Consider the following 23,788-nt stretch of genomic DNA (forward strand, 5'->3'; position numbering starts at 1 on the left):
GCAACGAACGGATCTAAGGATTCCCATTGACCACTCCGAATCAGCCGAATGACGGGCACCCCACGAATGGTGTGACCGAGCGGATCGCACCGTCCCCGATTCCGCCGCGGCCGATCCCCAGGCCGGGCGCGCCCGAATCCGGACAGCCGGCCGGTGGCCAGCAGGGTGGCCAGCCGCAGCAGAATGCGGGCAAGCAAGGCGATTTCGCGCCGAAGCAGGGTGCACCGGAGTCCGGCGGCGCGAAGGAAGGGTTCGACCAGGAGACCGTGCGGATGGGCCCGTCCGCCGAACCAGGCGGCGGTCCCGACGGCCCGGAGAAGAAGGGGCCGGGCGGCGGTCAGGCGCAGTACAAGGACGGCTGGTCGCAGCTGCCCCAGCGCGAGCCGCAGTCCAACCTGTATCGGCCCGGTCAGGCGCCGGTCGCGGGCAGGCCGCCCGCGGGCGGTGGCGGGGTGGGCAACGGCGCGGCCGCCGCGGGCGGTGGCGGCGGGATGGGCAACGGCGCCGGTGGCGGCGCGGCAGTCGGCCTGGGCGGCGGCGCCACCAATGCCCGCACCACGGCCGACCTCGCGGCCAAGGCGGCGCGCAAGGAAGCGGCGATGGTGAAATCGGTCGGCATCGACGGACCCACCCGCAGCATCGCGCGGCCGGAACTCATCAAGGACATGCCCGACCTGTCCGAGATCCGGCACCCACTACCGCACCCCGAACCCGTCGGCATGGCCCCGCAGGGGCACATCTCGCCCGCGGCGCCGGTCGCGATGGCCGCGGCCGCCACCTCCGGTGAGCCGCTGCGCGCCACCGTGCAGATCCGCCGCATCGACCCCTGGTCGACGCTGAAGATCTCGCTGGTGATCAGCGTGGCGCTGTTCTTCGTGTGGATGCTCGCCGTCGGCCTGCTCTACATCGTGCTCGAGGGTATGGGCGTGTGGGAGCGCCTGAACAACACCTTCACCGACATGGTGTCCCAGGACAGCGGTTCGGTGGGCCTGATCGATGCGGGCACGGTGTTCGGCTACGCCGGCGTCATCGGGCTGATCAACGTGGTGCTGTTCACCGCGCTCGGCACGGTGGGCACGTTCATCTACAACCAGTGCTGCGATCTGGTCGGCGGCATCCAGGTCACCCTCGCGGACCCGGACTAATCGCGCAGCCGGGCGAGTTCCGTCGACAGCTCCGCGCACAGTGGAGCGAAGGCGGAGGCACCCGAGCCGCGGAAGTTCTCGGCAACGGCCGGTATCAGCCCTTCGGGGTGGATACCGGCCGTTGCCGTGTGCGGCGAGGCATCGGCCTGTCGAGTCGGTTGCCCCCGCTGTCGCGGGCGGCTGGAAATTGCCCGCTCCAGGCCTGCTACCAGCCGTTTTGGTTGAATCCGGTGGCGTCGGGTAACCTTTCTCCTCGGCGGGTTCAGGTTGGTATGTTCCAGTACACGACCCTGAACCGATGTCACACGGGCCTATAGCTCAGGCGGTTAGAGCGCTTCGCTGATAACGAAGAGGTCGGAGGTTCAAGTCCTCCTAGGCCCACTCCCATTCCGGTCTACGACCATTCTGGCGGTCCGACGCCATTTCCCGTAGGCAAGGGGCCTTAGCTCAATTGGCAGAGCACTGCCTTTGCAAGGCAGGGGTTAGGGGTTCGATTCCCCTAGGCTCCACAACACGTCTTTGTTGCGTCGCGTGATCGCGCTCCGGGCTGAGGTAACCGCCGTAAAATCGCACGCTCTCCGCTTTTTCGGGCCGCGATCGGCGCGCCCGTTCCGGGCCGAGGAACAGCTATCAGCTGTTGTTCTCGGCCTCGGATGGCGTCGTCCACATCGTTGCGGTAGTAGCGGCGGATCGAGCTCTCGTCAGCTGACCAAGTCAGCTATCACTCCGTAGAGAATCATCAGCGCTAATGAACCGATCAGCGCCCAGCTCACCCACACCCACCACATCCCTGGGCACTCCATCGGTTCCGGGCCGATCGCGCCCTTGAACAGATACAGCGAAGGTGAGCGGTAGTGGACAGTGGTTTGTTGACCGGACCGAACCGGTACGGCTGCATCGGCGAAACCGATGGGCTGTCGTTTGGACCAGGTCCTTCCCGACCAGAACCGATTGGGCCCGCCGGTGAAGACTTCGAGGTGGTGGACGCCGGGACCGACCGGAACCTGGGTGAGTCCCCATTTCGTCTCGCGCACTTCGATGCCGTTCACCAGGATATGGGGCCGCGCCGAGGCGTACGCGGGCCCCAGGAGCCAATAACGGTAGTACCCGGTATCCACCAGAATGCCTGTCGGCCCCGCCTCCGATCGGTATGCGTCTATCGGGTGGTGCGCGGTGCCGTGCTTCAGCGGAAGGCCTTGCGGTCCAATGGCAGACGGACCGTGCTCGATCGGTTCGCTTGCGCGCTGGTGCTCGCTCGGAAAATCGTTGTACAACTGGGACTCCATCCAATGAGCTAGGCGGGTTGTGCTTCCGGTTCCTCGTCCATGCCCATGAGATGCGCCATGAACTTCGCTGCGGGCTCCCGGTACGTTTTGAGGTCCATGAACGATTTCGCGAGATCTTTCAGGTAGACCGAGATCTCCAGGCTGTCCCGGGCGAAACGACGAAGCGCCGACGCGATGACGTGTCCGGCCGCCGCACCAGCGGTCACAGCGAGTTCGATCGTGTATCCGATCGCCGCACCGATCATGCTCGACAGGATGTCTCGCACCAAAGTGCGGGCGATGTCGACCCACTTCGACACAAGATCCATGGAGAGGCCGGCCGCAAGTCCGGCGGCCGTGCTGATCTTGTCGATGAGCTCGTTGGCGCGGTTGCGGTACGCGTCGCCCGCGCTGCCGGTCCACGTCGAGATGTCCGTTGTGAGGCCCGTCTTCCACGCCTCACCTATACCGGTCAGTTCTTTGGAAATTTCGAACCAGGACGTCGAGTACGCCTCGACCATGGTGGGATTACCCGCCAGCGATTCGAGGGCTTGGCGCATCGGCTCGATGTGCTCGAACATCCACCGTGCGATCTGGCCGCCGACGAATGCGAATGGATCGGTGATCGCTTCTGCTATGGACGCGCCGACACCGGCCGCGCCGAAGACGGACTCCCCAATGTTGCCCGCCCGGATGTTCCCGTAGATGTCCCAGGCATCCCCGGCCAACGTGCCTTTCGTTACCCCGATGCCGCCTAGTTCTTCGTCGCCCGCCAAGCCGACGTTCGACAGGAAAGAGACATCCTCCTGGTAGTACTGAGTGCGATGGTCGACGCCCTTGTCGATCAGGTCGTTCTCGGGCACCGGCTGGTCGTTGAAACTCATCGTGCCCCATTAGAGTTGCGGATCTGCTCTTGCAGTTCGGCGAGCGACGTCGCGATCTTTCCGTCGACGTCTTCGAACGTTGTTGCCACCGTCTTCAGGTTGTCCGGTAGGGCAGCGACAGTCTCCGAGAGCTTGCGCAGCGCGTCGACCATGCCGCGTTGATCGTCATCGAAGACCATTTTTACGAGGGGCCGGGGATAGGTACCGAATCCGTCATCAGCGGACCCGAGATAGCTCGCGGCCTCCAGCGACATGGTCAAGCTCGTCATCAGGGTCTCGAGCGAGGTCGCATGATTGCGTACTTCCTCGGGGTCGACCGACACGGCGTCAGGATTTCCCATGGTCAGATCAACCACGACTTTCGGTTGTAGTACGCATCGTCCTCGTCGCGCTCATCCGGGCGGACGATCTGGTCTCGATCGGGTTTCCGGCTTGTGGGCCGCGGCGGCGCATCCGACGGCGGCGCGGCCGACGGCCATCCGGAGGGTGTCTGCTGTGGCGTGTAGCTGGGCGTCTGCGGCGGATAAGTGGGCGTCTGCGGTGCCGTGTGGCTCGGCGCCTGCGGGGCAGAGGAAAGCGGCGTCGGCGATTGTGGTTCGGGATCGGGGAAACGCTGCGCGTACTGTCCGATGATGCCCGCACCGGGCCCGTCATCGCCGACCATCTCATGCACGAGGGCCGTGACATTGCTGCGCAGCTTGGCCTGAGCGCTGCGCAGGCACGACATGATGGCCGAGGAAACGGCGGCGGGATCCATACCCCTGGTGCTTGCTGCCAGGTGGATCGCGGTCGGCACGCCATTGCTGTCGACCGTCACGCCGATCCGGTTGTCGCTGGTGGACTCGGTGATCGTCAGTGCCGCCATCCGGCCCTGCAAATCCTGATATTTCTGTGCTTTGCGCTCGAGATTCTCCGCCCAGCGGGTCAAATTCTCGGCGGCGTCGCCGAGATCCTCGCCGATCATCGGACTCCCCTTCCCTCTCCCATGACGTCACGGCATACCCGGATGCGCCGGGGCCGGACGTTACCATCACGAACTTCCTTGCGGCCGAACGAAAAGGGCCGATCCTTCGGTGGCGCTTCGCGGCGGCTCGGGAGCGAAGACTTCTGTGCGCACAGGTGTTCGCTCGTTGTCTATGACGCGCCCGCGCGGCATTCGGTTCCGGCCGTGTGCCGAGTAGGGTGGGGACCATGAAACTTCTTCTCACGGTCGGTGTCGTGGTCGCGGTTCTCTTCGGAATCACCAAGCTGCGCAAGCGCGACGAAGCGGACTTGTGGCACGAGGTCACCACTCGCTGAAATCCATTCCAGCCACGGGGCTCACTCCATCCCAGCTACGGGGCACGGGGCCTTAGCTCAATTGGCAGAGCACTGCCTTTGCAAGGCAGGGGTTAGGGGTTCGATTCCCCTAGGCTCCACGCATATCGGCGCGCGCTTCCGTGAGCACGCGCCGATTCCCGTTTTCGGCTAGAGGTCGACCGCGAGGGCGCGCAGGCGCGCGAGGGTGGGGGCGTCGGGCCAGTTTCTGGCCAGGTAGCGGGGCGGGTTCAAGGTGGGGACCGGGGTGAGCTCGGTGACTTCCGCGAGGGTGGCGAAGGGGATGGCGAGGGTTTCGACGATCTCGTTGTTCTCGTCGGTCAGGCAGAGATCGATGTAGTCGGCTTCGGGGAGCAGCGTCTCGACCTCGGCCGCCCAGGGAGCAATGGTGTAGGAACCGCTGTCGCCGGCCGCGAAGTGGAGCTCGGAGGGATAGGCAGGGTCGATGCCGTAGGGGGCGAAGCCGTCCTCCTCGTCCAGCGCCTCGATGAGCTCGCCCTGCTGGGCGTGGTACTCGGTGCTGGCCAGACCGCCGCGCGCCCGGTGGGCGGCGTGCAGCTGCGGGTGCGGGCCCGCCAGGTCGAACGGGACGACCACGCCGTTCCCGTTGGTGGTGTAGGCCTGGGGTGAGAGGCGCCGCACCGCGTCGACGTACTGCTCCTCGGCGGCGTCGAAGAGGTGCGCGAGGAGTTCGGGTTCGTCCAGCGCGAGGATGAGGCATTCGTCCTCGGGGATGAAGGCGACGGCGCGGCGACCCTCGGCGCCCAGCGAGGACAGCCAGCCGGGCAGCAACAGCCAGGAGGTCGCGTAGAGGTCGCCGGTGTCGACGATGCGGGAGTAGCCGCCCTCCTCCAGCTCGAGGGCGGGCGCCTTTTCGGCGAGGTTCTCGCGCGCGGCGTCGAACACTTCGTAGGGGGTGATGCCCCAGCTCTTCACGTGATCGTTCGTGACGATCACGCGCCTGTCGGGCAGGTCGATCACGATCAGTTCGTCGACGAAGGGAAAGGCAGGCCGGGAGAGCGGCCGAAAACCGAGCCCTCCGTAAGTGGACGGGCGCAGCGCCGGAAAGATCATGGGCCGGACCGATTCCCAATCCGTGGGCACCTCGTCGTCGGCGGTCAGCGCCCTGAGGAATCGCGTGACGCGCTCCGAACGGTCCTCCGGCGTCGTCTCGGCGGTGTCGCGGAAGATGTTGTGCAGGTTGATGACCAGGCCGTCGGGCAGTTCGAAGCAGAACTCCCCGGGCTGATACTTCGCGCCCTCGATGCCGAGATCGTCGAGGTGTCGGCGCACGAGAGCGGCGAACTCGCTCCGCATTGGCTGTCGTGAATTATCCACTCGGCCAAACGTAATCGCCGATACCGACAGTCGCAGTACGGCGTGTTCATCGGCCGTCACATGCCGACGCAGTCGATGATCGGTGCGGGATAGTCGGCGTCCGCGCGCCACGGCGTGTGGATCATCGGGCCATCGAGGTGCGCGAGTTCCGGGATCCAACGCCGGACGTAATCCCCTTCGGGGTCGTAGCGTTTGGCTTGGCGCAGCGGGTTCAGTACTCGGTTCGGCCTGGTGTCGGTGCCGGTGCCCGCCACCCACTGCCAGTTGAGCTGGTTGTTGGCGAGATCGGCGTCGACGAGCCAGTGCAGAAAATGGTCCGCGCCGATGCGCCAGTGCACCCGAAGGGATTTGGTGAGGAAGCTGGCCGCGATCAGTCGCGCTCGGCCCGGCATCCAGCCTTCGGCGCGCAGTTGCCGCATGCTCGCGTCGACGATCGGGTAGCCGGTGCGTCCTTCTCGCCACGCGTCCACCGCCTCCGGATCGTCGCGCCAGCGGATCGGTCGCGCGCGATAGTCGTGCCAGGCGGCGTCGGGCCGGGCGGCGAGGAGTTGGTGATGGAAATCGCGCCAGGCCAGCTGCCTGGCGAAGGCGTGCCCGCCCTCGGTCGACATGTCGACTCGGCGCACCACCTCGGTGGGGGAGAGGCAGCCGAAGTGCAGGTAAGGCGAGAGCCGGGAGGTGGCATCGGCGGCCAGATCGTCGCTGTGCCGCGCGTACCCGGCGAGCGGGCCGGACAGCCAGTCGCGGAGCAGTTTTCGGCCCGTGGTCTCGCCGCCCACGGTCAGCTGCGGTGACGGCTCGCCCGAGCTCAGGTCGCCGGGATCGGGCAGCGCGTCACCGGAGATCCGCGGCAGGGTGAGGGCGCGCGGTGTGCCGAGCGGCTTGCGCTGATGTGTTTCCGTCCAGCGCCGGAAGTAGGGGGTGAAGACCGCGAAGTGATCGCGGCCGGTCGACGGCGTCAGCAGCTCGGGGTCGGTCGCCGTGACCGTGGCGGCGTGCGCGTGCACCCGACAGTCGCCGCGCCGCAGTCGGTCTCGTAACGCTTGTTCGCGCGCGCGGCTGTACCGGCTCACGTCCTCGGCGAGATGCACGCTCGCCGCGCCGATTTCGGCGACGAGCCGGTCGACCTCGTCCACGACGTCGCCGCGGCGCAGCACCAGCCGTCCGCCGATGGCGCGCAGTTCGTCGTCGAGTTCGGCCAGTGCGGCGGCGAGGAAGTGAGCACGGTTGGGCGGGCAGTGATCCGGCACCAGGTCGCGATCGACGACGAACAGCGGAACCACCGCGTCGCCTTCCCGGTGCGCCGCCGTGAGCACCGGATTGTCGTGCACTCGCAGGTCGCGGGTGAACAGCGCCACCGTGGTGGTCATCGGCCGCCTCCGCACCGCCGCCGCGGGCCCCACGAGGGACGCGCCGCGCCGGCACGGGCGGCTCTGCCGCACCGGCGCGAACGCGGCCCTCGCGGGGCCCGCACCAGCTCGAACCTCATGTCGCGCACAGTGGTTCGATCGCGGACAGCCCGCCGATGGTGGGCGAGGTGAGATACGTACACGGGTCCTGGCCCGCCGCGATGATCGCCGCGCGTACGTCTGCCCATCCCCGCGGGTCGAGTGCGGGATCGCGGGCCAGCACGAATCCTGAGCTCCGGGTCGGGTTGGTGACGACGGCCCACGAGTAGTCCGGGCCGAGCGCGGTGACGATGTAGTTCGTCGGCCCGTTCGGCTGGTCCTGGGTCGGCACGCCGGGGAAGCTGACGTGCAGCTGCGCGCCCGTGGCTCGATCGTTGACCGTCGCGGTGCCGCGGATTTCGTTGACCGCGCCCGTCCACGTGATGCACCGATTGTGCACGGCGATGTCGCCACGCGGATCGAGCGCGTAGTCGGCGGTGGTGTCGCGGGCGCAGGCCAGGCTGAAGTACTGGGGGATCGCGGCGAGCTGACGCCACTGTCCGAGGTAGCGGTCCAGCTCCAAACTGGATACCGGGGCGGGCGGTTCGGCCGCCGCCGTTCCGGCGGCCGCGCCCGCCGCCACGACGACAGAAGCCAGGCGCACACACCACCACGCTGTTCGGCGAGAGTCCATGACAGCTCCTCGGGTCGGTGACACTCGCCATGCTATCAGTCAACGATGCATAAACGATGCAAAAAGTTCATCAGGAACGACGCGAATCCGGGCGTCCGTGCTCAGCGGGACGGTGTCGACCGGGCAGAATGAGACGATGCCCGCCGGTTCCGTTCCCACCTCCGACGCGGCCGGTTACACGGTGCGCGCGGTGGCCGAGCGTCTCGGTATCCCGACCGCGACGCTGCGCAGCTGGAACCGGCGCTACCGGATCGGGCCCGCCCAGGACCGGCCCGGCCGCCACCGGCTCTACTCCGAGACCGACATCGCGGTGCTGGAGCGCATGCTCGCGCTGATCCAGGGTGGTGCGAGCCCGGCAGGCGCCGCCGCGGCCGCGCGCGGACCCGCGCTCGGGCTCGGCGACCGGGACGCGTTGCTCGCCGCCGCGTTCGCCCTGGAGACCGGCACGGTCAGCGCGCTGGTGGAATCGCACCTCCGCGCTTACGGCGTCGTCGACACCTGGGAACGGTTGTGCCGTCCCGCTTTCGCCGACATCGTCGCGCGGCAGGGCGGCGGCGAGGACTGCGTGGATGTCGAGCATCTGTTGTCCTGGTGCGTCGCGGCCGCGATGCAGCGCACCAATCCGCCGGTCGGCCCCGCGAGCGCCGTGCTCGCCTGTACGAGCGGCGAAACGCACGCGCTGCCGCTCGACGTGCTGCGGGCCGCGCTGGCCGAACGCGGGGTCGGCGCCCGGATGCTCGGCCCCGATGTGCCGACCGCGGCGCTCGTCGACGCCTTGGCCCGGCCCGCGAAACCGGCCGCGGTGCTGCTCTGGTCGCAGCGCGAGTCGACGGCGCTGACTTCTGCGGTGCGCGCGTGTCTCGCGGCGGGGGCCCGGGTGTTCGCAGGAGGTCCCGGCTGGGACGACGTGATCCTGCCCGATGCCGCCGAGCGGGTGGAAAGTCTCGCCGCGGCGGTGGATCGGCTGCGCTGAGAGCGACCGGCGGCGAGTCGGCCCAGCGGATTTCACCGTGGGATTCGGCCGAGCAGGTGACGCAGGGTCGCGTCGAGGTCGGGAGTTCGGAACATGTGGCCCGCGGCGACCAGCCGGGTCGGTAGCACGCGCTGGTCGGCGGCGGCCAGTTCACGCGCGCCCTGCCTGCCGAGCAGCAGGGCCGGACCGAAGTCGGGCACCGGCAGCAGGGCGGGACGGTGCAGCACGTGCGCGAGCACCTCGGTGTATTCGCTGTTGCGGACCGGCTGCGGCGCAACGGCATTGATCGGGCCCGCGAGGGATTCGTCCCAGAGCGCGCGGTGGTACACGTCGACCAGGTCGTCCAGCCCGATCCAGGACAGCCATTGGCGCCCGTCGCCGATCCGGCCGCCGAGGCCCGCACCGAACAGCGGACGCAGCAACCGCAAGGTGCCGCCCCGCGGGGATTGCACGATGCCGGTGCGGACCCGGATCGTGCGGATGCCCGCGTCTTCGGCGGGGCCGGTGGCCGCCTCCCAATCCGCGACCACCTCGGCGAGGAAGCCGTCGCCACGGTCGGCTTCCTCGGTGAGCGTCTCGTCGCCGCGGTCGTAGCCGTACAAGCCGATGGCGGAGGCGCTGACGAAGGTCGAAAGTCCGGATCGCGCGGCGAGTTCGGCGAGCTTGCGTGTCGGTCCGATCCTGCTCTCGCGGACGGCCCGCTTGTGGTCCTCGGTGAACCGTCCCGCGATCGACGCGCCCGCCAGGTGCACCACCGCATCCACACCGTCGAACAGCGCGGGATCCGGATCGGCGGGGTCCCATCGGCGTTCGTCCGGCGCGCGCGCCGGATGACGGACGAGGCGAAGCACGCGGTGACCACCGGTGCTCAGGAAGGCGCACAGCGCGGTGCCGATCAAGCCCGATGCCCCGGTCACCGCGATGGTCGTCGTGCCGAAGCCGTGCTCGGCGGCGCGGTGGTGCGCGAGCAGGTCGTCGGCGAGCTGGCGGTATCGGTAGTCGAACGTCGGCCGCAGGACGAATTCGGGGATCGGTGTGTCCACCCGATCGATCACGCGGGTGTGCCGTGCGTCGACCTCTTCGAATTCGTGCACGTGCCGCCAGCGCAGCAGCCGGGCCGCCGGCTCGGAGGCGAGGCCGTCCGCGGTGACGGCGTCGACGAAACGCCGCGGCGGCTGGTAGCCGTCGGGATCGTGCCTGGCCACCCAGCGCAGCCCGCCGGGCAGGCCGAGCACCGCGCGTCCGTCGGCGAGGGAATCGGTCTCGGCGATCAGGGAGACGGGCTGCCACGGCGGCGCGAGCCTGGTGAAGGCGCCGGGGCGGGCGTACCAGGCGAAGACCTCGGACCGGGGCGCGGCGACAACGCTCGAGCAGGCGATGGCCATGCCTCGACTGTAGCCGCGGAACGCGCTGATGAAACGTTTATGCGTCGTTTGTCTCGCGGCGTTCCTCGATCGGCAGCGGGCCGTGCTTGTCCAGATGCAGGTAGGTGTAGCCGGTCACGAGGGTGCACACCACCGTCGCGGTGATCAGCATCGCCCAGCCCGCGACCATCAAGCTCAGCAGACCGCCGAGCAGGGCGCCGAGCCCGAACGACAGATACAGCAGGAAGTAGCCGAGCCAGTCGGCGTAGTCGCCCCCGCTGACGTGACGTTCGATGCCCTGGCCCAATTTCACCAGTGTGCCGGTGACGTAGCTGAGCGGCACCGAGACCTCGCCGTCCTTGACGAACGAGGTGTTCAGCGCTCCGACGCCGAAGGCGACGAACAGGATCGGGACGAAATCGATCTTGGTCGTATCCGTCACGAGGTAGAGCGCCAGGTCGATGACGGTGGCCAAGGTCAGGCACGCGGTGGTGAGCAGAGTGGGTCCGTGCGGATGACCCGACCAGTAGCGCCTGCGACACCACGAGGCGACGACCACGCCGGACAGGAACGAGACGAGCAGCAGCGCGGCCGCGGCGGCGACGTCGGGTTCCTCGTGGAAGTAGCCGAGCACGGAGCGCTCGGTATTGCCCGTCATGAACGTGACGAAGTAACCGGCAGTGTGCATAAAGGCCGCCGCGCCGATCAGACCGGCCAGCGCCGCGAGCACCCACGAGATGCGGGCCTCGGCGTCGAAGAGTTCCTTTCTGCGGTCCTCGTCCGGCTGTTTCACAGGTCAGACTCCTCCCGAGGCGGATAGGACCCCTCAGTGATACCCGCGAGTCCTGAGAATCCGCTGACCGGAGCCTGGGTGTGTCCGAATGTTTGCTCGAGCTCACACCGGAGCGACGGCGGCCGCGTCGTACGCGGTCGAATCGGGAACTGAGGGAGGACCCGGCGCGGGCTACCAGTCCGGCCGAACAGTCGGTCTCCGGCCGTGGTCGGGCTAGCGTGCAGGAGTGGACTCTGTGCTCGACTATCTGCTGACCGAACCGCCGGGCGATCCGGTCGACTCCGTGACGGCCGCCTGGGCGCGGCATCGCGCGGTCGCCGCCCGTTTCGCCGAACCCGTCGACGCCGCCATCGCGGGCGGTTTCGCGGCCGACCGGCTCGGCTTCGCGTTCCTCTCCGGCTACCAGGAGGCGCTGCGCGCCTTGCTGCCCGAACTGCCCGCCGAGGACGCGGTCGCGGTGTCGGCGACCGAGGCGGGCGGCGCGCACCCCTCTGCCATCCGCACCGCGCTGACCGAGCGCGACGGCGCTGCGACGGTCAGCGGCACCAAGGCCTTCACCACGCTGGGCAGTCTGGCGCGCAGGCTGGTGGTCATCGCCAGCGCGGGCGCCGCGGCCGACGGTCGCAACATGCTGCGGGCCGCGCTCGTCGAGACCTCGGCGCCGGGCGTCGTGGTGACGGATCTGCCCCCCGCGCCGTTCGCGCCGGAGATCCCGCACGCGACCGTCACTTTCACCGACGCGCCCGCGATCGTGCTGCCCGGCGACGGCTACACCGATTTCCTCAAGCCGTTCCGCACCATCGAGGACGTGCACGTGCTCGCGGGCGCGCTCGGCTGGCTGGTGCGGGTGGCGCGGGAGTCGTCCTGGCCGCGCCCGGTGCTCGAGCGACTGCTCGCATTGGCGGCCGCGGTGCGTGGACTGGATCTCGACCGGCCCGCGTCGCCCGGTGTGCACATCGCGCTCGGCGGTGTCTTCGCCGAATTCGGCCGGGTGGTGGACGAGCTCGCGCCGCTCTGGGAAGCCGCCGATCCGGTCGCCCGGGAGCGCTGGGAACGGGATCGCCCGCTGTTCGGCACCGCGGGACGGGTGCGGGCGCAGCGGCTGGCAACCGCCTGGCGTGCGGTCGGCTTCGACACGGAAACCAGCGACTGAGCGGAAGATCGGGCCGCGAAAAAGGGTCCGGAAATAGGGAGCGGGCCTCGGCGAAGGGGGGGAGTTAGCCGAGGCCCGCGTAAGGTCGGCCCGGGGGGGAGGGGCCGACGTGACTGATCCTACGCGAAGATTTGTGATTGTGTGCGCATGGGGGTGGCCACTTTCCAAGATTTTCGGTTAGGCGACACGCGTTGTGGTTGCTCGTTCGCGGCGGCGGACCGCGGGCCGTGACGGTCGTGTGGTGTGGCTATGACCTGGCGTTTGTCAAAGATGTTGCGGTGCAGACCATTCCATTCGGCGCCGAGCGAGGCAATACGAAAAGCGTTTCCGACCGGAAACGTTCCGGGTGGTCGCTGTGTGGCGTGGATCCCTTTCCGGGCGCGCGAGCGGGCTTGATTCCGCCGGGTTTGTCGCGTGTCGCAGCGGTCTGGGCATGTCTCGCGGCGCACGGAACGTGTCGTACCCCGGTGCGAGTATGTGCCGGTGGTCACCGAGGTCGGTTCGAACGGCGGCACCGCGTGCGGCGCGGTGCCGCGTGAGTACCGCGTGCGCCGGAAACGGGTAGTCGGCTACCCGCGACCCGAGTGGCAGGCGGGCGGGACGATCGAACCGGTCGCATCCCGTTCCGGCACCCCCGAGCACCGCCTGGACCGGGATGCGACCTTTTGCTGTCCATCTCGGGACAAACGAGGTGCGCTCGACGGAAGTCGGGACGATACTGACCCCCGTATCGGTCGGTTGTCCGACCCCGTGAGAACGCCGCGGCGCCGAGATGAGGGGCGTCGGAGGCAATTCGACATCGAGAATTCGACATCAGGAGAGTCATGCCCGACGCAATAGTCGCCGAGGGTCTGGTCAAACGCTACGGCAGACTGGTCGCCCTCGACGGACTCGATCTGACGGTGCCCGAAGGCACCGTCACAGCGCTGCTCGGTCCCAACGGCGCAGGCAAGACCACCGCGGTCCGGGTGTTCACCACCCTGCTGGTCCCCGACGCGGGAAGGGCCACCGTCGCGGGCATCGATGTCCTGCGCAACCCGCAGGTCCTGCGGTCCAAGATCGGCGCGTCGGGCCAGTACGCCGCCGTCGACGAATACCTCACCGGTTTCGAGAACCTCGAGATGGTGGGCAGGCTCTATCACATGGGCGTGCAGCGCAGTAAGGAGCGCGCCCGCGAGCTGCTGGAACGCTTCCGGCTCAGCGACGCGGCGGATCGACCGGTGCGTGGCTACTCCGGCGGCATGCGCCGCAGGCTCGACCTGGCCGGCGCGCTGGTGGCCAACCCGCCGGTCCTGTTCCTGGACGAACCGACCACCGGCCTGGACCCGAGGGCCAGGCTCGACCTCTGGGACGTCATCGAAGAGCTGGTCGAGGGCGGCACCACCCTGCTGCTCACCACCCAGTACATGGAAGAGGCCGACCGGCTCGCCGATGCGATCGCGGTGATCGACCACGGCAAGGTCATCGCGCGCGGCACCGCCGACGAACTGAAGACCATGGTCGGCGGCGATCGCATCGAGCTCACCGTCGACCGCGCCGACAAGCTCACCGTCGCGCGGCAGGCGTTGCAGGGCCTCGCCGACGGCGAGATCCACCTCGAACCGGGCCTGCGCAGGATCACCGTGCCGGTCAGCAACGGCTCCCAGGCGCTGGCCGACGCGATCGGCCTGCTCGCCGAGAGCGACGTGCAGGTCCACGACGTCGGTCTCCGCAGACCGTCGCTGGACGACGTGTTCCTGACCCTCACCGGGCACGAGGCCGAGGAGTCCGTCGGCGGCGATGCGCGCGACAAAGGCCCGGGGAGCGCCGCGGCGAACGGCTCCGGCGGAGCGAACGCCGCCGAACGACTCGAGAACGCCGCCGAACGACTCGAGAAGACGGAAGGAAAGGCCCGATGACCGCGGCGACGACGACACTCGAGGTCCCGTACCGGATGGGGCTCGGCGAACGCCTCTCCATCGTGGTCAGCGACAGCGTGACGATTGCCAAGCGCAACGTCATCAAGATCAAGCGCGTGCCCGACGTGCTCATCTTCTCGGCGCTCTCGCCGATCATGTTCGTGCTGCTCTTCGCATACGTCTTCGGCAGTGCGATCCAGGTGCCGGGTATGGAAGGCGGCTACCGCGAGTTCCTGATCGGGGGCATCTTCGCCCAGACCGTGGTGTTCGGCTCCTCGTTCACCGGCGCCGGGCTCGCCGAGGACATGCAGAAAGGCATCATCGACCGGTTCCGCTCGCTGCCGATGGCGCCTTCGGCGGTGCTGGTCGGCCGGACCGTCAGCGACGTCGTGATCAACGTGGTCAGCCTGGTGGTGATGTCGCTGACGGGTCTGCTCGTCGGCTGGCGAATCCGCGGCTCCTTCCTCGACGCGGTGCTCGCCTACGTCCTGCTGCTGCTGTTCGCCTACGCGGTGTCCTGGATCATGGCTTTCGTCGGTCTGCTGGTCCGCGCGCCCGAGGTGTTCAACAACGCCAGCTTCATGGTCATGTTCCCGCTGACCTTCCTGGCCAACACCTTCGTGCCGATGAACAACCTGCCGACCGTGCTGAAGATGTTCGCCGAATGGAACCCGGTCTCCGCGCTGACGCAGGCGACCCGCGAGTTGTTCGGCAACACCAGCCCGATGGTGCCGGTCTCGGACGCCTGGTCGATGCAGCATCCGGTGGCGACCACGCTGATCTGGGTGGTCCTGATCCTGGCGATGTTCGTGCCGATGGCACTGCGCCAGTACAAGCGCACCGTCAGCCGCTGATCGAAGCTCCGCTCAGCGGTCGTGCCCCGCGCCGGCTCCCGACACGGGGGTCGGCGCGGAACCGTTCCTGGAGTATCCGATGCGCGGCGGCGCGGGCGCGGGCTCCGGCGGCAGCGGTCGCTTGCTGCGCACCAGCCAGGCCACACCGCCTGCCAGCGCGGCGAGGACACCGGCAATCAGCCGGTTACGAGAACGTGCGGATACGTGCAAACGCCCCAAGCTCATTCGACCACTCTGGCACAGCTGAGTGAACCGCGCAGTAACTACCGACCGGTCTCGACGCGCTGCGGGTCCGGCGGGCGGTGCGCCGGATCGGGACCGCGCGATCGCTAGCATGGCGGGCGTGACCTCTCCGATTCAGACCGCCGGGGTGACGCTCTACACGACCCACGGCGATATCAAGCTCGCGCTCTTCGGTTATCACGCGCCGAAGACGGTGCGGAACTTCCTCGGGCTGATCGACGGCTCGGCGGCGTACACCACCGAGAACGCGAGCGGGGGCACCTCGGGCCCGTTCTACGACGGCACCGCGTTCCACCGGGTGATCGAGGGCTTCATGATCCAGGGCGGCGATCCCGGCGACACGGGACGAGGCGGGCCCGGCTACGACATCTCCGCCGAGTTCCATCCCGAGCTGCGCTTCGATCGCGGCTATCTGCTGGCCATGGCGAACGTCGGAGCCCGCACCAGCGGTTCGCAGTTCTTCGTCACCGTGAGCCCGCAGCCGCACCTGAACCGCAAGTACACGATCTTCGGCGAAGTGGTCGACCCGGATTCGCGCAAGGTCGTCGACGCCATCGCGGCGACCCCGACCGACCGCAACGACCGCCCCAAAGAGCCCGTCCGTATCTCCACCGTCACGATCGATTGAACCGATGAACGCTCAGCCGCCCGCACCGACCTGCGTCCGCCACCCGAACCGTCCGACCGGCCTGGCGTGCACCCGCTGCGGGCGGCCTGCCTGCCCGGAATGCCTGCGACCCGCCGCGGTCGGGCAGCACTGCGTCGATTGCGTGCGGGAGGCGGACAGTCAGGTGCGGCCGATCCGCACGGTCGCGGGAGCCCCGGTCGCCGCAACGACTACTCCCGTCGTGACCTACGGGCTGATCGCGTTGAACGTGCTGGTCTACGGAATCACCGCGGCCCAGGCGGGCAGCCTCGCCGACAACTACCGGTCCGAACTGTTTCTGCGGTGGGCGATGATTCCCAAGCTCGTGGCCGACGGCGACTGGTTCCGGGTGATCGGCTCCGGCTTCCTGCACTGGGGGCCGTTGCACCTGGCGCTCAATATGTTCGCGCTCTACATCGTCGGAATTCAGCTGGAGCCGTTCCTCGGGCGCGCCAGGATGCTGGCCATCTACCTGGTCGCGCTGATCGGCGGCTCGGCGGGCGGCATGCTGCTCGAACCGGTGAACACCGTCGGGGCGGGCGCCTCCGGCGCGGTGTACGGGATGTTCGGCGCGGTCGCGGTGCTGCTGATCCGGTTGCGCGTGAACGCCACGCAGATTCTGGTGATCATCGCGATCAACGTGCTGCTCAGCCTCTCGCTGCCCGGGGTCTCGCTGTGGGTGCATCTAGGCGGGCTCGTCGCGGGCACGCTCGCGACGATGGGCGTGCTGTTCCTGCCGCAGTGGGTGCACGCGAAGAGCCGGGAGACGGCTCGCACCATCGGCTGGGTCGCGATCGCGGGCGTCGGCGCTGTCTCGGTGGCGCTCATCGGCCTCGCCGCGGCGCTGGTGTCCTGAGCCGCTTGTCGGCTCGCTTCACGTGAAACATGCGCACCCGCACCCGCGGATCACGGCTAGCGCAGGTACGCGATCCGGTGGGCGATGAGCGCCTCGAAGACGGTCTCCGGCGACGTGCCGAGATCCCAGCGGCCGAAGATCAACAGCCGCTCCTCGCCCTCGTGCCGCACGTCGATCTCGAGCATCGGTGACTTGCGGCCGAGGCGGCGGTAACTCACCACCCGCGCCTTGATGATCTGGTCGGGCCGGTACTCGGCCGGGCCGAGCAGCCCGCGCACCACCAGCCGAGGCTCGTCGCCGGTCTGGATCGACAGTCGCGGCCGCTGTCGAAAACCCAGGCCGGCCAGGGCGAGCAGGCCCGCCGCGGCCAAGCCGATGAGCAGGCGGCTCGCGGCATCCGCGGCGAAGATCGCCGCACCGGCCAGGATCACGCCGCCGACCGCCACCGCGACGAGCGCGGCGGTTGGCGTGGCCCATGCGAGACGGGGCTCCACAGAGGGGGATTCAGGGTTCACGCGGCACTCTCCCCAATCGGTCCTCGAGTTGTCCACAGGGTCATCCACAGGTGTGCATGAATGACACGTCTGTAATCCCGAAGCGGATCAGCGCCACCGCATGGTCATGATCAGGCCGACGACCATGAGCCCGAAGCCGATCAGGAAGTTCCAGGCGTTGAGGTCGTTCATCCAGCTGATCTGCTCGGCGGCCAGGTAGTACACCAGCAGCCAGACCAGCCCGGCCAGCATGAAGCCGAGCATGATCGCGACATACCAGACCGGCGACGGGCCCGCCTTCACCTTCACCGGGATCCGGCTGGCGGGGTTGATCGTGTAGTCGGCCTTCTTACGGACCTTCGACTTGGGCATGACGTCCTCGTATTCGGCGTGCAGGTCGGTACCGGGGGCTGATTCAGTTCTCTGTGCGTTCAGTCGACCGCACCGAGCTCGGTCGCCGCGGCCACCGTTCCGGCGACAGCGCGGACGGCCCGGGCGAGGCTCGGACGCCCTCCGGTGTTCCTCCTAGGCTATCCCAACTGGTAATGGATGCGACGGCCTGCCGTGTCGCCACGTAATCTCGAACCATGCGTGTTCTGGTCGTCGACAATTACGACAGCTTCGTCTTCAACCTGGTGCAGTACCTGGGCCAGCTGGGAGTCGACGCGGTCGTCTGGCGCAACGACGATCCGCAGCTCTCCGACGTGGACGCCGCGATCGCCGGTTACGACGGCGTCCTGATCAGCCCCGGCCCCGGCACCCCCGACCGAGCGGGCGCCAGCATCGACCTGGTGCACGCCTGCGCCCGCAGCAACACCCCGCTGCTCGGCGTCTGCCTCGGACACCAAGCGATCGGCGAGGCGTTCGGCGCGACCGTCACCCGTGCGCCGGAACTGCTGCACGGCAAGACCAGTTCGGTGTTCCACATCGGCGCGGGCGTGCTCGCCGGCCTGCCCGACCCGTTCACGGCGACCAGGTACCACTCGCTCACCGTGCTCGAGGACACCCTGCCCGAGGACATCGAGGTGCTCGGCCGCACCGAATCCGGGATCGTGATGGCCATGCGGCACCGCACCCTGCCCATCCACGGCGTGCAGTTCCATCCCGAATCGGTGCTCACCCAGGGCGGGCACCGGATGCTGGCGAACTGGCTCGAGGTCTGCGGCGAGCGGCCCGCCGAGGGTCTGGTCGAGCTGCTCGAGGCGGAGGTCGCGGCACTGGTGCTGCAGTGACCAGGCCGTACGTGCTGCTGTCGGTGGCGGTCAGCCTGGACGGCTACATCGACGACGCCGGTCCCGATCGGCTGCTGCTCTCGGACGCGGCGGATTTCGATCGCGTCGACCGGGTACGCGCCGAATCCGACGCGATTCTGGTCGGCGCCGAGACCCTGCGCCGTGACAATCCGCGGCTCCTGGTGAACAGCGCCGAGCGCCGCGCCGCGCGCAAGGCGCAGGGCAAGCCCGAGTTCCCGCTCAAGGTCACCGTCACCGCGCGCGGCGACCTGGACCGAGAGCTGAACTTCTGGCACCACGGCGGGAAGAAACTCGTCTACACCACCGATTCCGGCGCCGCCAGGCTGGCCGACCACCTCGCAGGCATCGCCGAGGTGGTCGCGCTCGGCGCGGAGATCGACTTCGCGGCGCTGCTGGACGATCTCGGCGAGCGCGGCATCGAACGCCTGATGGTCGAGGGCGGTACCGGAATGCACACGGCCTTCCTCGCGGCCGACCTGGCCGACGAACTGCAGCTGGCCGTCGCGCCGATCGTGGTGGGTGATTCGGCCGCGCCGCGTTTTCTCGCCGACGCTCGCTTCCCCGGCGGCTCGACCCTGCGCCGAACGCTCGCCGGTGTCGAGCAGGTCGGCGACATCGCGGTGCTGCGCTACCTCCTGCGCCCCGACGATGCCGACCACCGATTCCTGCGCAGAGCCATCGAGCTCGCGCGGCAGTGCCCGCCGAGCGACACCGCGTTCTCGGTCGGCGCGGTCATCGTGGCCGACGGCGTCGAGATCGCCGCGGGATATTCGCGCGAGACCGACGAGAAGGCGCACGCCGAGGAATCCGCGCTGAACAAGTTGTCCGCCGACGATCCGCGACTGGCGAGGGCGACGATCTACAGCACCCTGGAACCCTGTTCGCAGCGCGCGACGGCGACCAGATCGCCGTGCACCGAGCGCATCCTGCGGGCCGGGATCCCGCGCGTGGTGATCGCCTGGCGTGAGCCGACGACGTTCGTGGTGAACTGCGTGGGCGTGGAGAAACTGCGGCAGCACGGCGTCGAGGTGATAGAACTACCCGACCTCGCCGACGAGGCCATGTCGATGAACCGGCACCTGGACCTGTCGTAGCAGCGAGCCACCGCGCCGTCGGCGGTGGGATCCGCAGGACGGCCGTAAGGGTGAACGTGACGAGCCGAAACGTTTCGCGTCCGCCCGCCGCCCGGGAGTCTGCGGCTCCGGACGACGGGTCGCTACTCGATCACGGCCGGCCGTAGACCGCCGTCACGAACTCGCTGAGCTGGTTGTCGTCGAGATGCCTGGCCAGATCGGACTCGCTGATCATGCCGACCAGCTTCTTGTTCTCGACCACCGGCATGCGCTTGATGCGATGGCTCTCCATCTCCTCGAGCACTACCTCGACGTCGGCATCGGCCGAGACCCAGCGCGGGGTCGCCTCACACAGTTCGGCCGCGCGGGTGTCGGTCGGCGCGCGGCCCTGGGCCACGCACTTCACGACGATGTCGCGGTCGGTGATGATGCCGCACATCCGTTCTTTCTCGTCCGCGATGACGAGCGATCCGACGCCCAGCTCGGCCATGATGCGCGCCGCCTTGCCGACCGTCTCGTTCTTGGATATCCACTGAGCGCCGGGCTTCATGATGTCCCTGGCAGTGGTCATGGGGCTGCCTCCTGTTCCATGCTGATTGCTGGTTCGGATGGAGCAGCCCCATTCTCGCGCCGATCACACCGACCGGTCGCGACTTTCCGATAACGATCGCGCCGTGCGAATCCGGATCACGGCGGACCCGGAATCACGGCGGGCCCAGCACCCCGGTGGTGATGGTGATCGTGCTGGTCTTGGAGATCGACGAACCGGGTGACGGCTGCTGGTTGACGATCCGCCCGACGCTGCCCGCGTCGAAGGTGCCGGTGGTGTTCTGGCCGATCTGGCTCGTGCTGCCGGTCCAGCCGCTCTGGCGCAGCTTCTCCACCGCCTGCGACGGCGTGAGACCCACCAGGGACGGCATGCTGATCTGATCGCCGCTGGACACCTGGACGGTCACCGTCGAACCCTTGTCGGCGTTGGTGCCGCCCGCCGGGCTGGTCGCGATGACCTCGCCCTTCGGCTTCGAGGACTGCACCTCTTCGATGACGATCTTGAAACCGGCGCTGTCCACCAGGTTCGGCTGGGCGACGCTGATGTCCTGACCGACCAGGCTGGGCACCCTGACCTTCTCCGGTCCCTTGCCGAGCCAGACCACGATCGCCTGGTCGACGTCGACCCGTGCGCCCGCGGAGGGCTCGGTGCCGATCACCTTGTCCAGGTCCTGTGCGCTCGACTCCTTGCGCACCACGCTCGGGTCCATGCGCAGGCCGACGGCGTTGAGCTCCTGCTCGGCCTGCTGCACGGTCAGACCGTCCAGCCGAGGCACCTGCACCTGTTTGGGTCCGCTGGAGACCTGCACGGTGACCGTGCTGCCCTCGTCGATGCGGGAACCGCCGAGCGGCTGGGTCGAGATGACGTTGCCGTTGGCGACCTTGCTGTCCGGCTTCTGCTGGATGGCCACCGTGAAGCCGAGCTTCTGCAGCGAGTCCTGCGCCTGCGCCAGCGATTTGTTCGACAGATCGGGCACGGCCACCTGATCCGGCTTGCTTCCCGGACCGATCAGCACCCAGAACAGCGCGAACACCACGGCGAGCGCGGCCGCCGCGCCGAGCGCGAGATACGCGGTGCGGCGCTGGCCGCCCGGTTCGGCGGGTTCCTGCTCGGCGGTGTCGTCGTTGCGCTCGACGGTGCGGAAGCTGCGCGGCGGCGGCTCGTTGTTGCCGAGGATGGTGGTGCGGTCCTCGTCGGTCATCACCATCGGCGCGCTCGGCTTCTGGCCGCCGAGCACCCGGATCAGGTCGGCGCGCATCTCGGCGGCGGTCTGGTACCGGTTCGCCGGGTTCTTGCTCATCGCCTTGAGCACCACGGAATCCAGCTCGCGCGGCACGCCCGAGTACACGTGCGAGGGCAGCCGCGGGTCCTCGCGGACGTGCTGATAGGCCACCGCGATCGGCGAGTCACCGGTGAAAGGCGGCTCGCCGGTGAGGATCTCGAAGAGCACGCAGCCCACCGAGTACACGTCCGAGCGTGCGTCGACGGTCTCGCCGCGGGCCTGCTCCGGCGAAAGGTATTGCGCGGTGCCGATGACCGCCGCGGTCTGGGTCATCGGGTTGGAGCTGTCGGCCAGCGCGCGGGCGATGCCGAAGTCCATCACCTTCACCGCGCCCGCGCGGTTGATCATGATGTTGGCCGGCTTCATGTCGCGGTGCACGATCCCGGCCTTGTGGCTGAAATCCAGTGCGGCGCAGACGTCGGCGACGATCTCCATGGCGCGCCGTGGCGGCAGCGGACCCTTGCCGCGCACGATGTCGCGCAGCGTGTCGCCGTCGACGTACTCCATCACGATGTACGGCAGCGGACCGCCGTCCACCTCGGCCTCGCCGGTGTCGTAGACCGCGACGATGGCCGGGTGGTTCAGCGCGGCGGCGTTCTGCGCCTCTCGCTTGAAGCGCAGGTAGAACGTGGGGTCGCGGGCCAGGTCGGCGCGCAGCACCTTGATCGCCACATCGCGGCTCAAGCGCAGGTCGCGCGCCTTGTGTACCTCGGACATACCGCCGAAGCCGATGATCTCGCCCAGCTCGTAGCGGGAAGAGAGATTCTTCGGGGTCGTCATCGTGGTCCTTGTGAAGGAGTGGCGGGCGCGCTACGAGTGGGGCCGGGGCCCTGGGCACCGGGATTATCCGGAAATGGTAAGTCGAAAGTCGGGAACCAGGTGCGGGTGGTGCTCGGACTCGTCGTCTTGGTGGTCTTTGTCGTGCTCGGCGCTGTGGTGCTCGGCGGCGCCGTGGTCGTCGTGGGTTCCGGAGTCGTCGTCGGCGGCTCGGTGGTAGTCGGCGTCGGCTCCTCGGTCGTGGTCACCGGTGGCGGCGGCACGTACCTGGTGGTGGTCTGCTGCGCCGCCGTCGTGGTCGGGATCGGCGGCGGGGCGACCGACGAGCTGACCGGATCGCGCACCGGGTCCGGGTTGGTGTCGCCGCCGAACAGCAGCCAGATCGCCGCGCCGCCGAGCAGCACGGCACCGACGCCGAGACCGGCGAGCGCCTTCTGCGTCGTGTTCCACGGCTTCTTGCCCGGCGGCCGACCGTTCGACGCGCCCGTGTTCATCATGGTCGCGGGCGCGCTGCCCGCGGCGCCACCGAGGGCAGCGGCCGCGGGAGCGCTGTAGCGCACGGTCGCGCCGTCGGCCTGGCCTGCGGGCAGGATGACGGTCGGGCCGGGCGGCAGCACCCTGGTGGCGCCGGTCGCGAACGACGCGGCCGCGGAGCCCGCGTTCCGGGGTGGCGGCGGACGATGACCCGCGCGGACCGCGGCCACCGCGTCGGCGAACTCGCCGCCGCTGGCGTAGCGCAGGTTCGGGTCCTTGCCCATCGTGATCTCGATGAGTTCGCGGACGTTGGGCGGCAGATCCTCCGGCATCGGCGGCGGATTCTCGCGGACGTGCTTCATCGCCACGGTGATCGCGCCGTCGCCGCTGAACGGCCGCTGCCCCGCCAGCGCCTCGTAGCCGACCACGCCGAGCGAGTACACGTCGCTCGCCGCGGTCGCGTCCTCGCCGACGGCCTGCTCCGGCGCGATGTACTGGGCGGTGCCCATCACCATGCCGGTCTTGGTCACCGGGCTGGCGTCGACCGCCTTGGCGATGCCGAAGTCGGTGATCTTCACCTGACCGGTCGGCGTCACCAGGATGTTGCCCGGCTTCACGTCCCGGTGCACCACGCCCGCGGCATGGGCGACCTCGAGCGCGCGGCCGGTCTGCTCGAGCATGTCGAGGCCCTGCTGCACCGAGAGCCTGCCCATCCGATTGAGCACGGTGTTGAGCGGCTCGCCCTGCACCAGCTCCATGACCAGGTAGGCGGTCTCGCCAGCGCTCGGGTCGTAGGTCTCGCCGTAGTCGTAGATGCCGGCGATTCCGGGGTGGTTGAGCTGTGCGGTGGTCTTGGCCTCCGTGCGGAACCGGTGCCGGAAGGTCGGGTCGGCGGAGAACTCCGCCTTCAGCACCTTCACCGCGACCCTACGATCCAGCCGGGTGTCGAGCGCCTCCCACACCTGACCCATGCCGCCGGTGGCGATCAGGCGGTGCAGGCGGTAGCGATCGGCGATCATCGCGCCGTTGTTCAGCATCGGGGCCCCCGAACTTCAACTCGCTCGTTCATATCGT

Annotated in this window: 25 protein-coding genes and 3 tRNA genes; 13 read left to right on the forward strand and 15 right to left on the reverse strand. The window is 68.6% G+C overall.

Going from position 1 to position 23,788, the window contains the following annotated elements:
* The first annotated feature begins 26 nt into the window (after positions 1 to 26).
* The 3 genes from ACRWNM_RS34835 to ACRWNM_RS34845 all read left to right on the forward strand — a co-directional run bounded on the left by ACRWNM_RS34835 (position 27) and on the right by ACRWNM_RS34845 (position 1,654).
* Positions 27 to 1,145: a DUF3566 domain-containing protein gene (locus ACRWNM_RS34835; protein WP_431972427.1), complete on the forward strand. Its 1,119-nt coding sequence runs from the start codon at positions 27 to 29 to the stop codon at positions 1,143 to 1,145.
* 307 nt (positions 1,146 to 1,452) lie between these two features.
* A tRNA-Ile gene (locus tag ACRWNM_RS34840) sits at positions 1,453 to 1,526 on the forward strand.
* Between the two features lie 55 nt (positions 1,527 to 1,581).
* Positions 1,582 to 1,654 (forward strand) — tRNA-Ala (locus ACRWNM_RS34845).
* 192 nt (positions 1,655 to 1,846) lie between these two features.
* Here ACRWNM_RS34845 and ACRWNM_RS34850 read toward each other — a convergent pair.
* From ACRWNM_RS34850 to ACRWNM_RS34865, 4 genes are read right to left on the reverse strand one after another with little or no spacing between them, the layout of a single operon-like run.
* Positions 1,847 to 2,419 carry a hypothetical protein gene (locus tag ACRWNM_RS34850; RefSeq protein ID WP_431972428.1) on the reverse strand — a complete coding sequence of 191 codons (573 nt, stop codon included), beginning with the start codon at positions 2,417 to 2,419 and terminating at the stop codon, positions 1,847 to 1,849.
* 20 nt (positions 2,420 to 2,439) lie between these two features.
* The gene (locus tag ACRWNM_RS34855; protein WP_431972429.1) at positions 2,440 to 3,294 is read right to left on the reverse strand and encodes a hypothetical protein; all 855 of its coding nucleotides are present in this window, start codon (positions 3,292 to 3,294) and stop codon (positions 2,440 to 2,442) included.
* A complete protein-coding gene (locus ACRWNM_RS34860; RefSeq protein ID WP_431972430.1) occupies positions 3,291 to 3,650 on the reverse strand; it encodes a WXG100 family type VII secretion target in 360 nt (119 codons plus the stop codon). Before ACRWNM_RS34860 ends, ACRWNM_RS34855 begins: the two co-directional genes overlap by 4 nt.
* Positions 3,638 to 4,258, reverse strand: coding sequence for a YbaB/EbfC family nucleoid-associated protein (locus ACRWNM_RS34865; RefSeq protein ID WP_431972431.1), 621 nt, complete (start codon positions 4,256 to 4,258; stop codon positions 3,638 to 3,640). The genes ACRWNM_RS34860 and ACRWNM_RS34865 overlap by 13 nt, the downstream gene beginning before the upstream one ends.
* Before the next feature lie 227 nt (positions 4,259 to 4,485).
* Between ACRWNM_RS34865 and ACRWNM_RS34870 the strand changes: the two genes are divergently transcribed.
* On the forward strand, positions 4,486 to 4,593 hold the full coding sequence (locus tag ACRWNM_RS34870; RefSeq protein WP_357407440.1) for a DLW-39 family protein: 108 nt from the start codon (positions 4,486 to 4,488) through the stop codon (positions 4,591 to 4,593).
* A gap of 46 nt (positions 4,594 to 4,639) precedes the next feature.
* Positions 4,640 to 4,712 (forward strand) — tRNA-Ala (locus ACRWNM_RS34875).
* Between the two features lie 49 nt (positions 4,713 to 4,761).
* Here the strand turns inward: ACRWNM_RS34875 and ACRWNM_RS34880 are convergent.
* The 3 genes from ACRWNM_RS34880 to ACRWNM_RS34890 form a co-directional block, all read right to left on the reverse strand.
* A complete protein-coding gene (locus ACRWNM_RS34880; protein WP_431972432.1) occupies positions 4,762 to 5,928 on the reverse strand; it encodes a hypothetical protein in 1,167 nt (388 codons plus the stop codon).
* Positions 5,929 to 6,005: 77 nt separating this feature from the next.
* Positions 6,006 to 7,319: a cryptochrome/photolyase family protein gene (locus ACRWNM_RS34885; RefSeq protein ID WP_431972433.1), complete on the reverse strand. Its 1,314-nt coding sequence runs from the start codon at positions 7,317 to 7,319 to the stop codon at positions 6,006 to 6,008.
* Positions 7,320 to 7,434: 115 nt separating this feature from the next.
* A complete protein-coding gene (locus ACRWNM_RS34890) occupies positions 7,435 to 8,031 on the reverse strand; it encodes a lipocalin family protein (protein WP_431972434.1) in 597 nt (198 codons plus the stop codon).
* Positions 8,032 to 8,167: 136 nt separating this feature from the next.
* On the opposite strand from ACRWNM_RS34890, the gene ACRWNM_RS34895 reads away from it, so the two are divergent.
* Positions 8,168 to 9,004: a MerR family transcriptional regulator gene (locus tag ACRWNM_RS34895; RefSeq protein ID WP_431972435.1), complete on the forward strand. Its 837-nt coding sequence runs from the start codon at positions 8,168 to 8,170 to the stop codon at positions 9,002 to 9,004.
* A 32-nt stretch (positions 9,005 to 9,036) separates the two neighbouring features.
* Here ACRWNM_RS34895 and ACRWNM_RS34900 read toward each other — a convergent pair whose 3' ends face one another.
* Both ACRWNM_RS34900 and ACRWNM_RS34905 read right to left on the reverse strand, forming a co-directional pair.
* Positions 9,037 to 10,389: a TIGR01777 family oxidoreductase gene (locus tag ACRWNM_RS34900; protein ID WP_431972436.1), complete on the reverse strand. Its 1,353-nt coding sequence runs from the start codon at positions 10,387 to 10,389 to the stop codon at positions 9,037 to 9,039.
* Positions 10,390 to 10,426: 37 nt separating this feature from the next.
* A complete protein-coding gene (locus ACRWNM_RS34905) occupies positions 10,427 to 11,161 on the reverse strand; it encodes a DUF1275 family protein (RefSeq protein ID WP_431972437.1) in 735 nt (244 codons plus the stop codon).
* Between the two features lie 226 nt (positions 11,162 to 11,387).
* Here ACRWNM_RS34905 and ACRWNM_RS34910 point away from each other — a divergent pair, with 226 nt between their 5' ends.
* From ACRWNM_RS34910 to ACRWNM_RS34920, 3 genes are all read left to right on the forward strand, one after another.
* Positions 11,388 to 12,314, forward strand: coding sequence for an acyl-CoA dehydrogenase family protein (locus ACRWNM_RS34910; protein WP_431972438.1), 927 nt, complete (start codon positions 11,388 to 11,390; stop codon positions 12,312 to 12,314).
* Positions 12,315 to 13,138: 824 nt separating this feature from the next.
* The gene (locus ACRWNM_RS34915; protein ID WP_431972439.1) at positions 13,139 to 14,212 is read left to right on the forward strand and encodes an ATP-binding cassette domain-containing protein; all 1,074 of its coding nucleotides are present in this window, start codon (positions 13,139 to 13,141) and stop codon (positions 14,210 to 14,212) included.
* 35 nt (positions 14,213 to 14,247) lie between these two features.
* Entirely contained in the window at positions 14,248 to 15,066 is an 819-nt protein-coding gene (locus ACRWNM_RS34920) for an ABC transporter permease (RefSeq protein ID WP_431972455.1), read from the forward strand.
* Between the two features lie 12 nt (positions 15,067 to 15,078).
* Here the strand turns inward: ACRWNM_RS34920 and ACRWNM_RS34925 are convergent, their stop codons facing one another.
* Complete coding sequence (locus ACRWNM_RS34925; RefSeq protein ID WP_431972440.1) at positions 15,079 to 15,291, reverse strand: hypothetical protein; 213 nt, start codon at positions 15,289 to 15,291, stop codon at positions 15,079 to 15,081.
* A 118-nt stretch (positions 15,292 to 15,409) separates the two neighbouring features.
* Between ACRWNM_RS34925 and ACRWNM_RS34930 the strand changes: the two genes are divergently transcribed.
* Positions 15,410 to 15,937, forward strand: coding sequence for a peptidylprolyl isomerase (locus tag ACRWNM_RS34930; protein WP_431972441.1), 528 nt, complete (start codon positions 15,410 to 15,412; stop codon positions 15,935 to 15,937).
* A gap of 4 nt (positions 15,938 to 15,941) precedes the next feature.
* Complete coding sequence (locus ACRWNM_RS34935) at positions 15,942 to 16,811, forward strand: rhomboid family intramembrane serine protease (RefSeq protein ID WP_431972442.1); 870 nt, start codon at positions 15,942 to 15,944, stop codon at positions 16,809 to 16,811.
* Positions 16,812 to 16,867: 56 nt separating this feature from the next.
* Here the strand turns inward: ACRWNM_RS34935 and ACRWNM_RS34940 are convergent, their stop codons facing one another.
* Complete coding sequence (locus ACRWNM_RS34940) at positions 16,868 to 17,326, reverse strand: PH domain-containing protein (protein ID WP_431972443.1); 459 nt, start codon at positions 17,324 to 17,326, stop codon at positions 16,868 to 16,870.
* Between the two features lie 87 nt (positions 17,327 to 17,413).
* Positions 17,414 to 17,677 (reverse strand): cell division protein CrgA, encoded by a 264-nt coding sequence (gene crgA / locus ACRWNM_RS34945; RefSeq protein ID WP_431972444.1) that lies wholly within the window; start codon positions 17,675 to 17,677, stop codon positions 17,414 to 17,416.
* A gap of 215 nt (positions 17,678 to 17,892) precedes the next feature.
* Here crgA and ACRWNM_RS34950 point away from each other — a divergent pair, with 215 nt between their 5' ends.
* Positions 17,893 to 18,537 (forward strand): aminodeoxychorismate/anthranilate synthase component II, encoded by a 645-nt coding sequence (locus tag ACRWNM_RS34950; protein WP_431972445.1) that lies wholly within the window; start codon positions 17,893 to 17,895, stop codon positions 18,535 to 18,537.
* A complete protein-coding gene (locus tag ACRWNM_RS34955; protein WP_431972446.1) occupies positions 18,534 to 19,652 on the forward strand; it encodes a dihydrofolate reductase family protein in 1,119 nt (372 codons plus the stop codon). Before ACRWNM_RS34950 ends, ACRWNM_RS34955 begins: the two co-directional genes overlap by 4 nt.
* 130 nt (positions 19,653 to 19,782) lie before the next feature.
* On the opposite strand, the gene ACRWNM_RS34960 is transcribed toward ACRWNM_RS34955, so the two are convergent.
* From ACRWNM_RS34960 to ACRWNM_RS34970, 3 genes are all read right to left on the reverse strand, one after another.
* Positions 19,783 to 20,202 (reverse strand): CBS domain-containing protein, encoded by a 420-nt coding sequence (locus ACRWNM_RS34960; protein ID WP_431972447.1) that lies wholly within the window; start codon positions 20,200 to 20,202, stop codon positions 19,783 to 19,785.
* Between the two features lie 133 nt (positions 20,203 to 20,335).
* Positions 20,336 to 22,243 (reverse strand): Stk1 family PASTA domain-containing Ser/Thr kinase, encoded by a 1,908-nt coding sequence (gene pknB, locus ACRWNM_RS34965; protein ID WP_431972448.1) that lies wholly within the window; start codon positions 22,241 to 22,243, stop codon positions 20,336 to 20,338.
* On the reverse strand, positions 22,240 to 23,751 hold the full coding sequence (locus tag ACRWNM_RS34970; RefSeq protein ID WP_431972449.1) for a protein kinase domain-containing protein: 1,512 nt from the start codon (positions 23,749 to 23,751) through the stop codon (positions 22,240 to 22,242). The genes pknB and ACRWNM_RS34970 overlap by 4 nt, the downstream gene beginning before the upstream one ends.
* Positions 23,752 to 23,788: the final 37 nt, after the last annotated feature.

The sequence above is a fragment of the Nocardia sp. bgisy134 genome (genome assembly GCF_965341865.1).
GTDB lineage: Bacteria > Actinomycetota > Actinomycetes > Mycobacteriales > Mycobacteriaceae > Nocardia.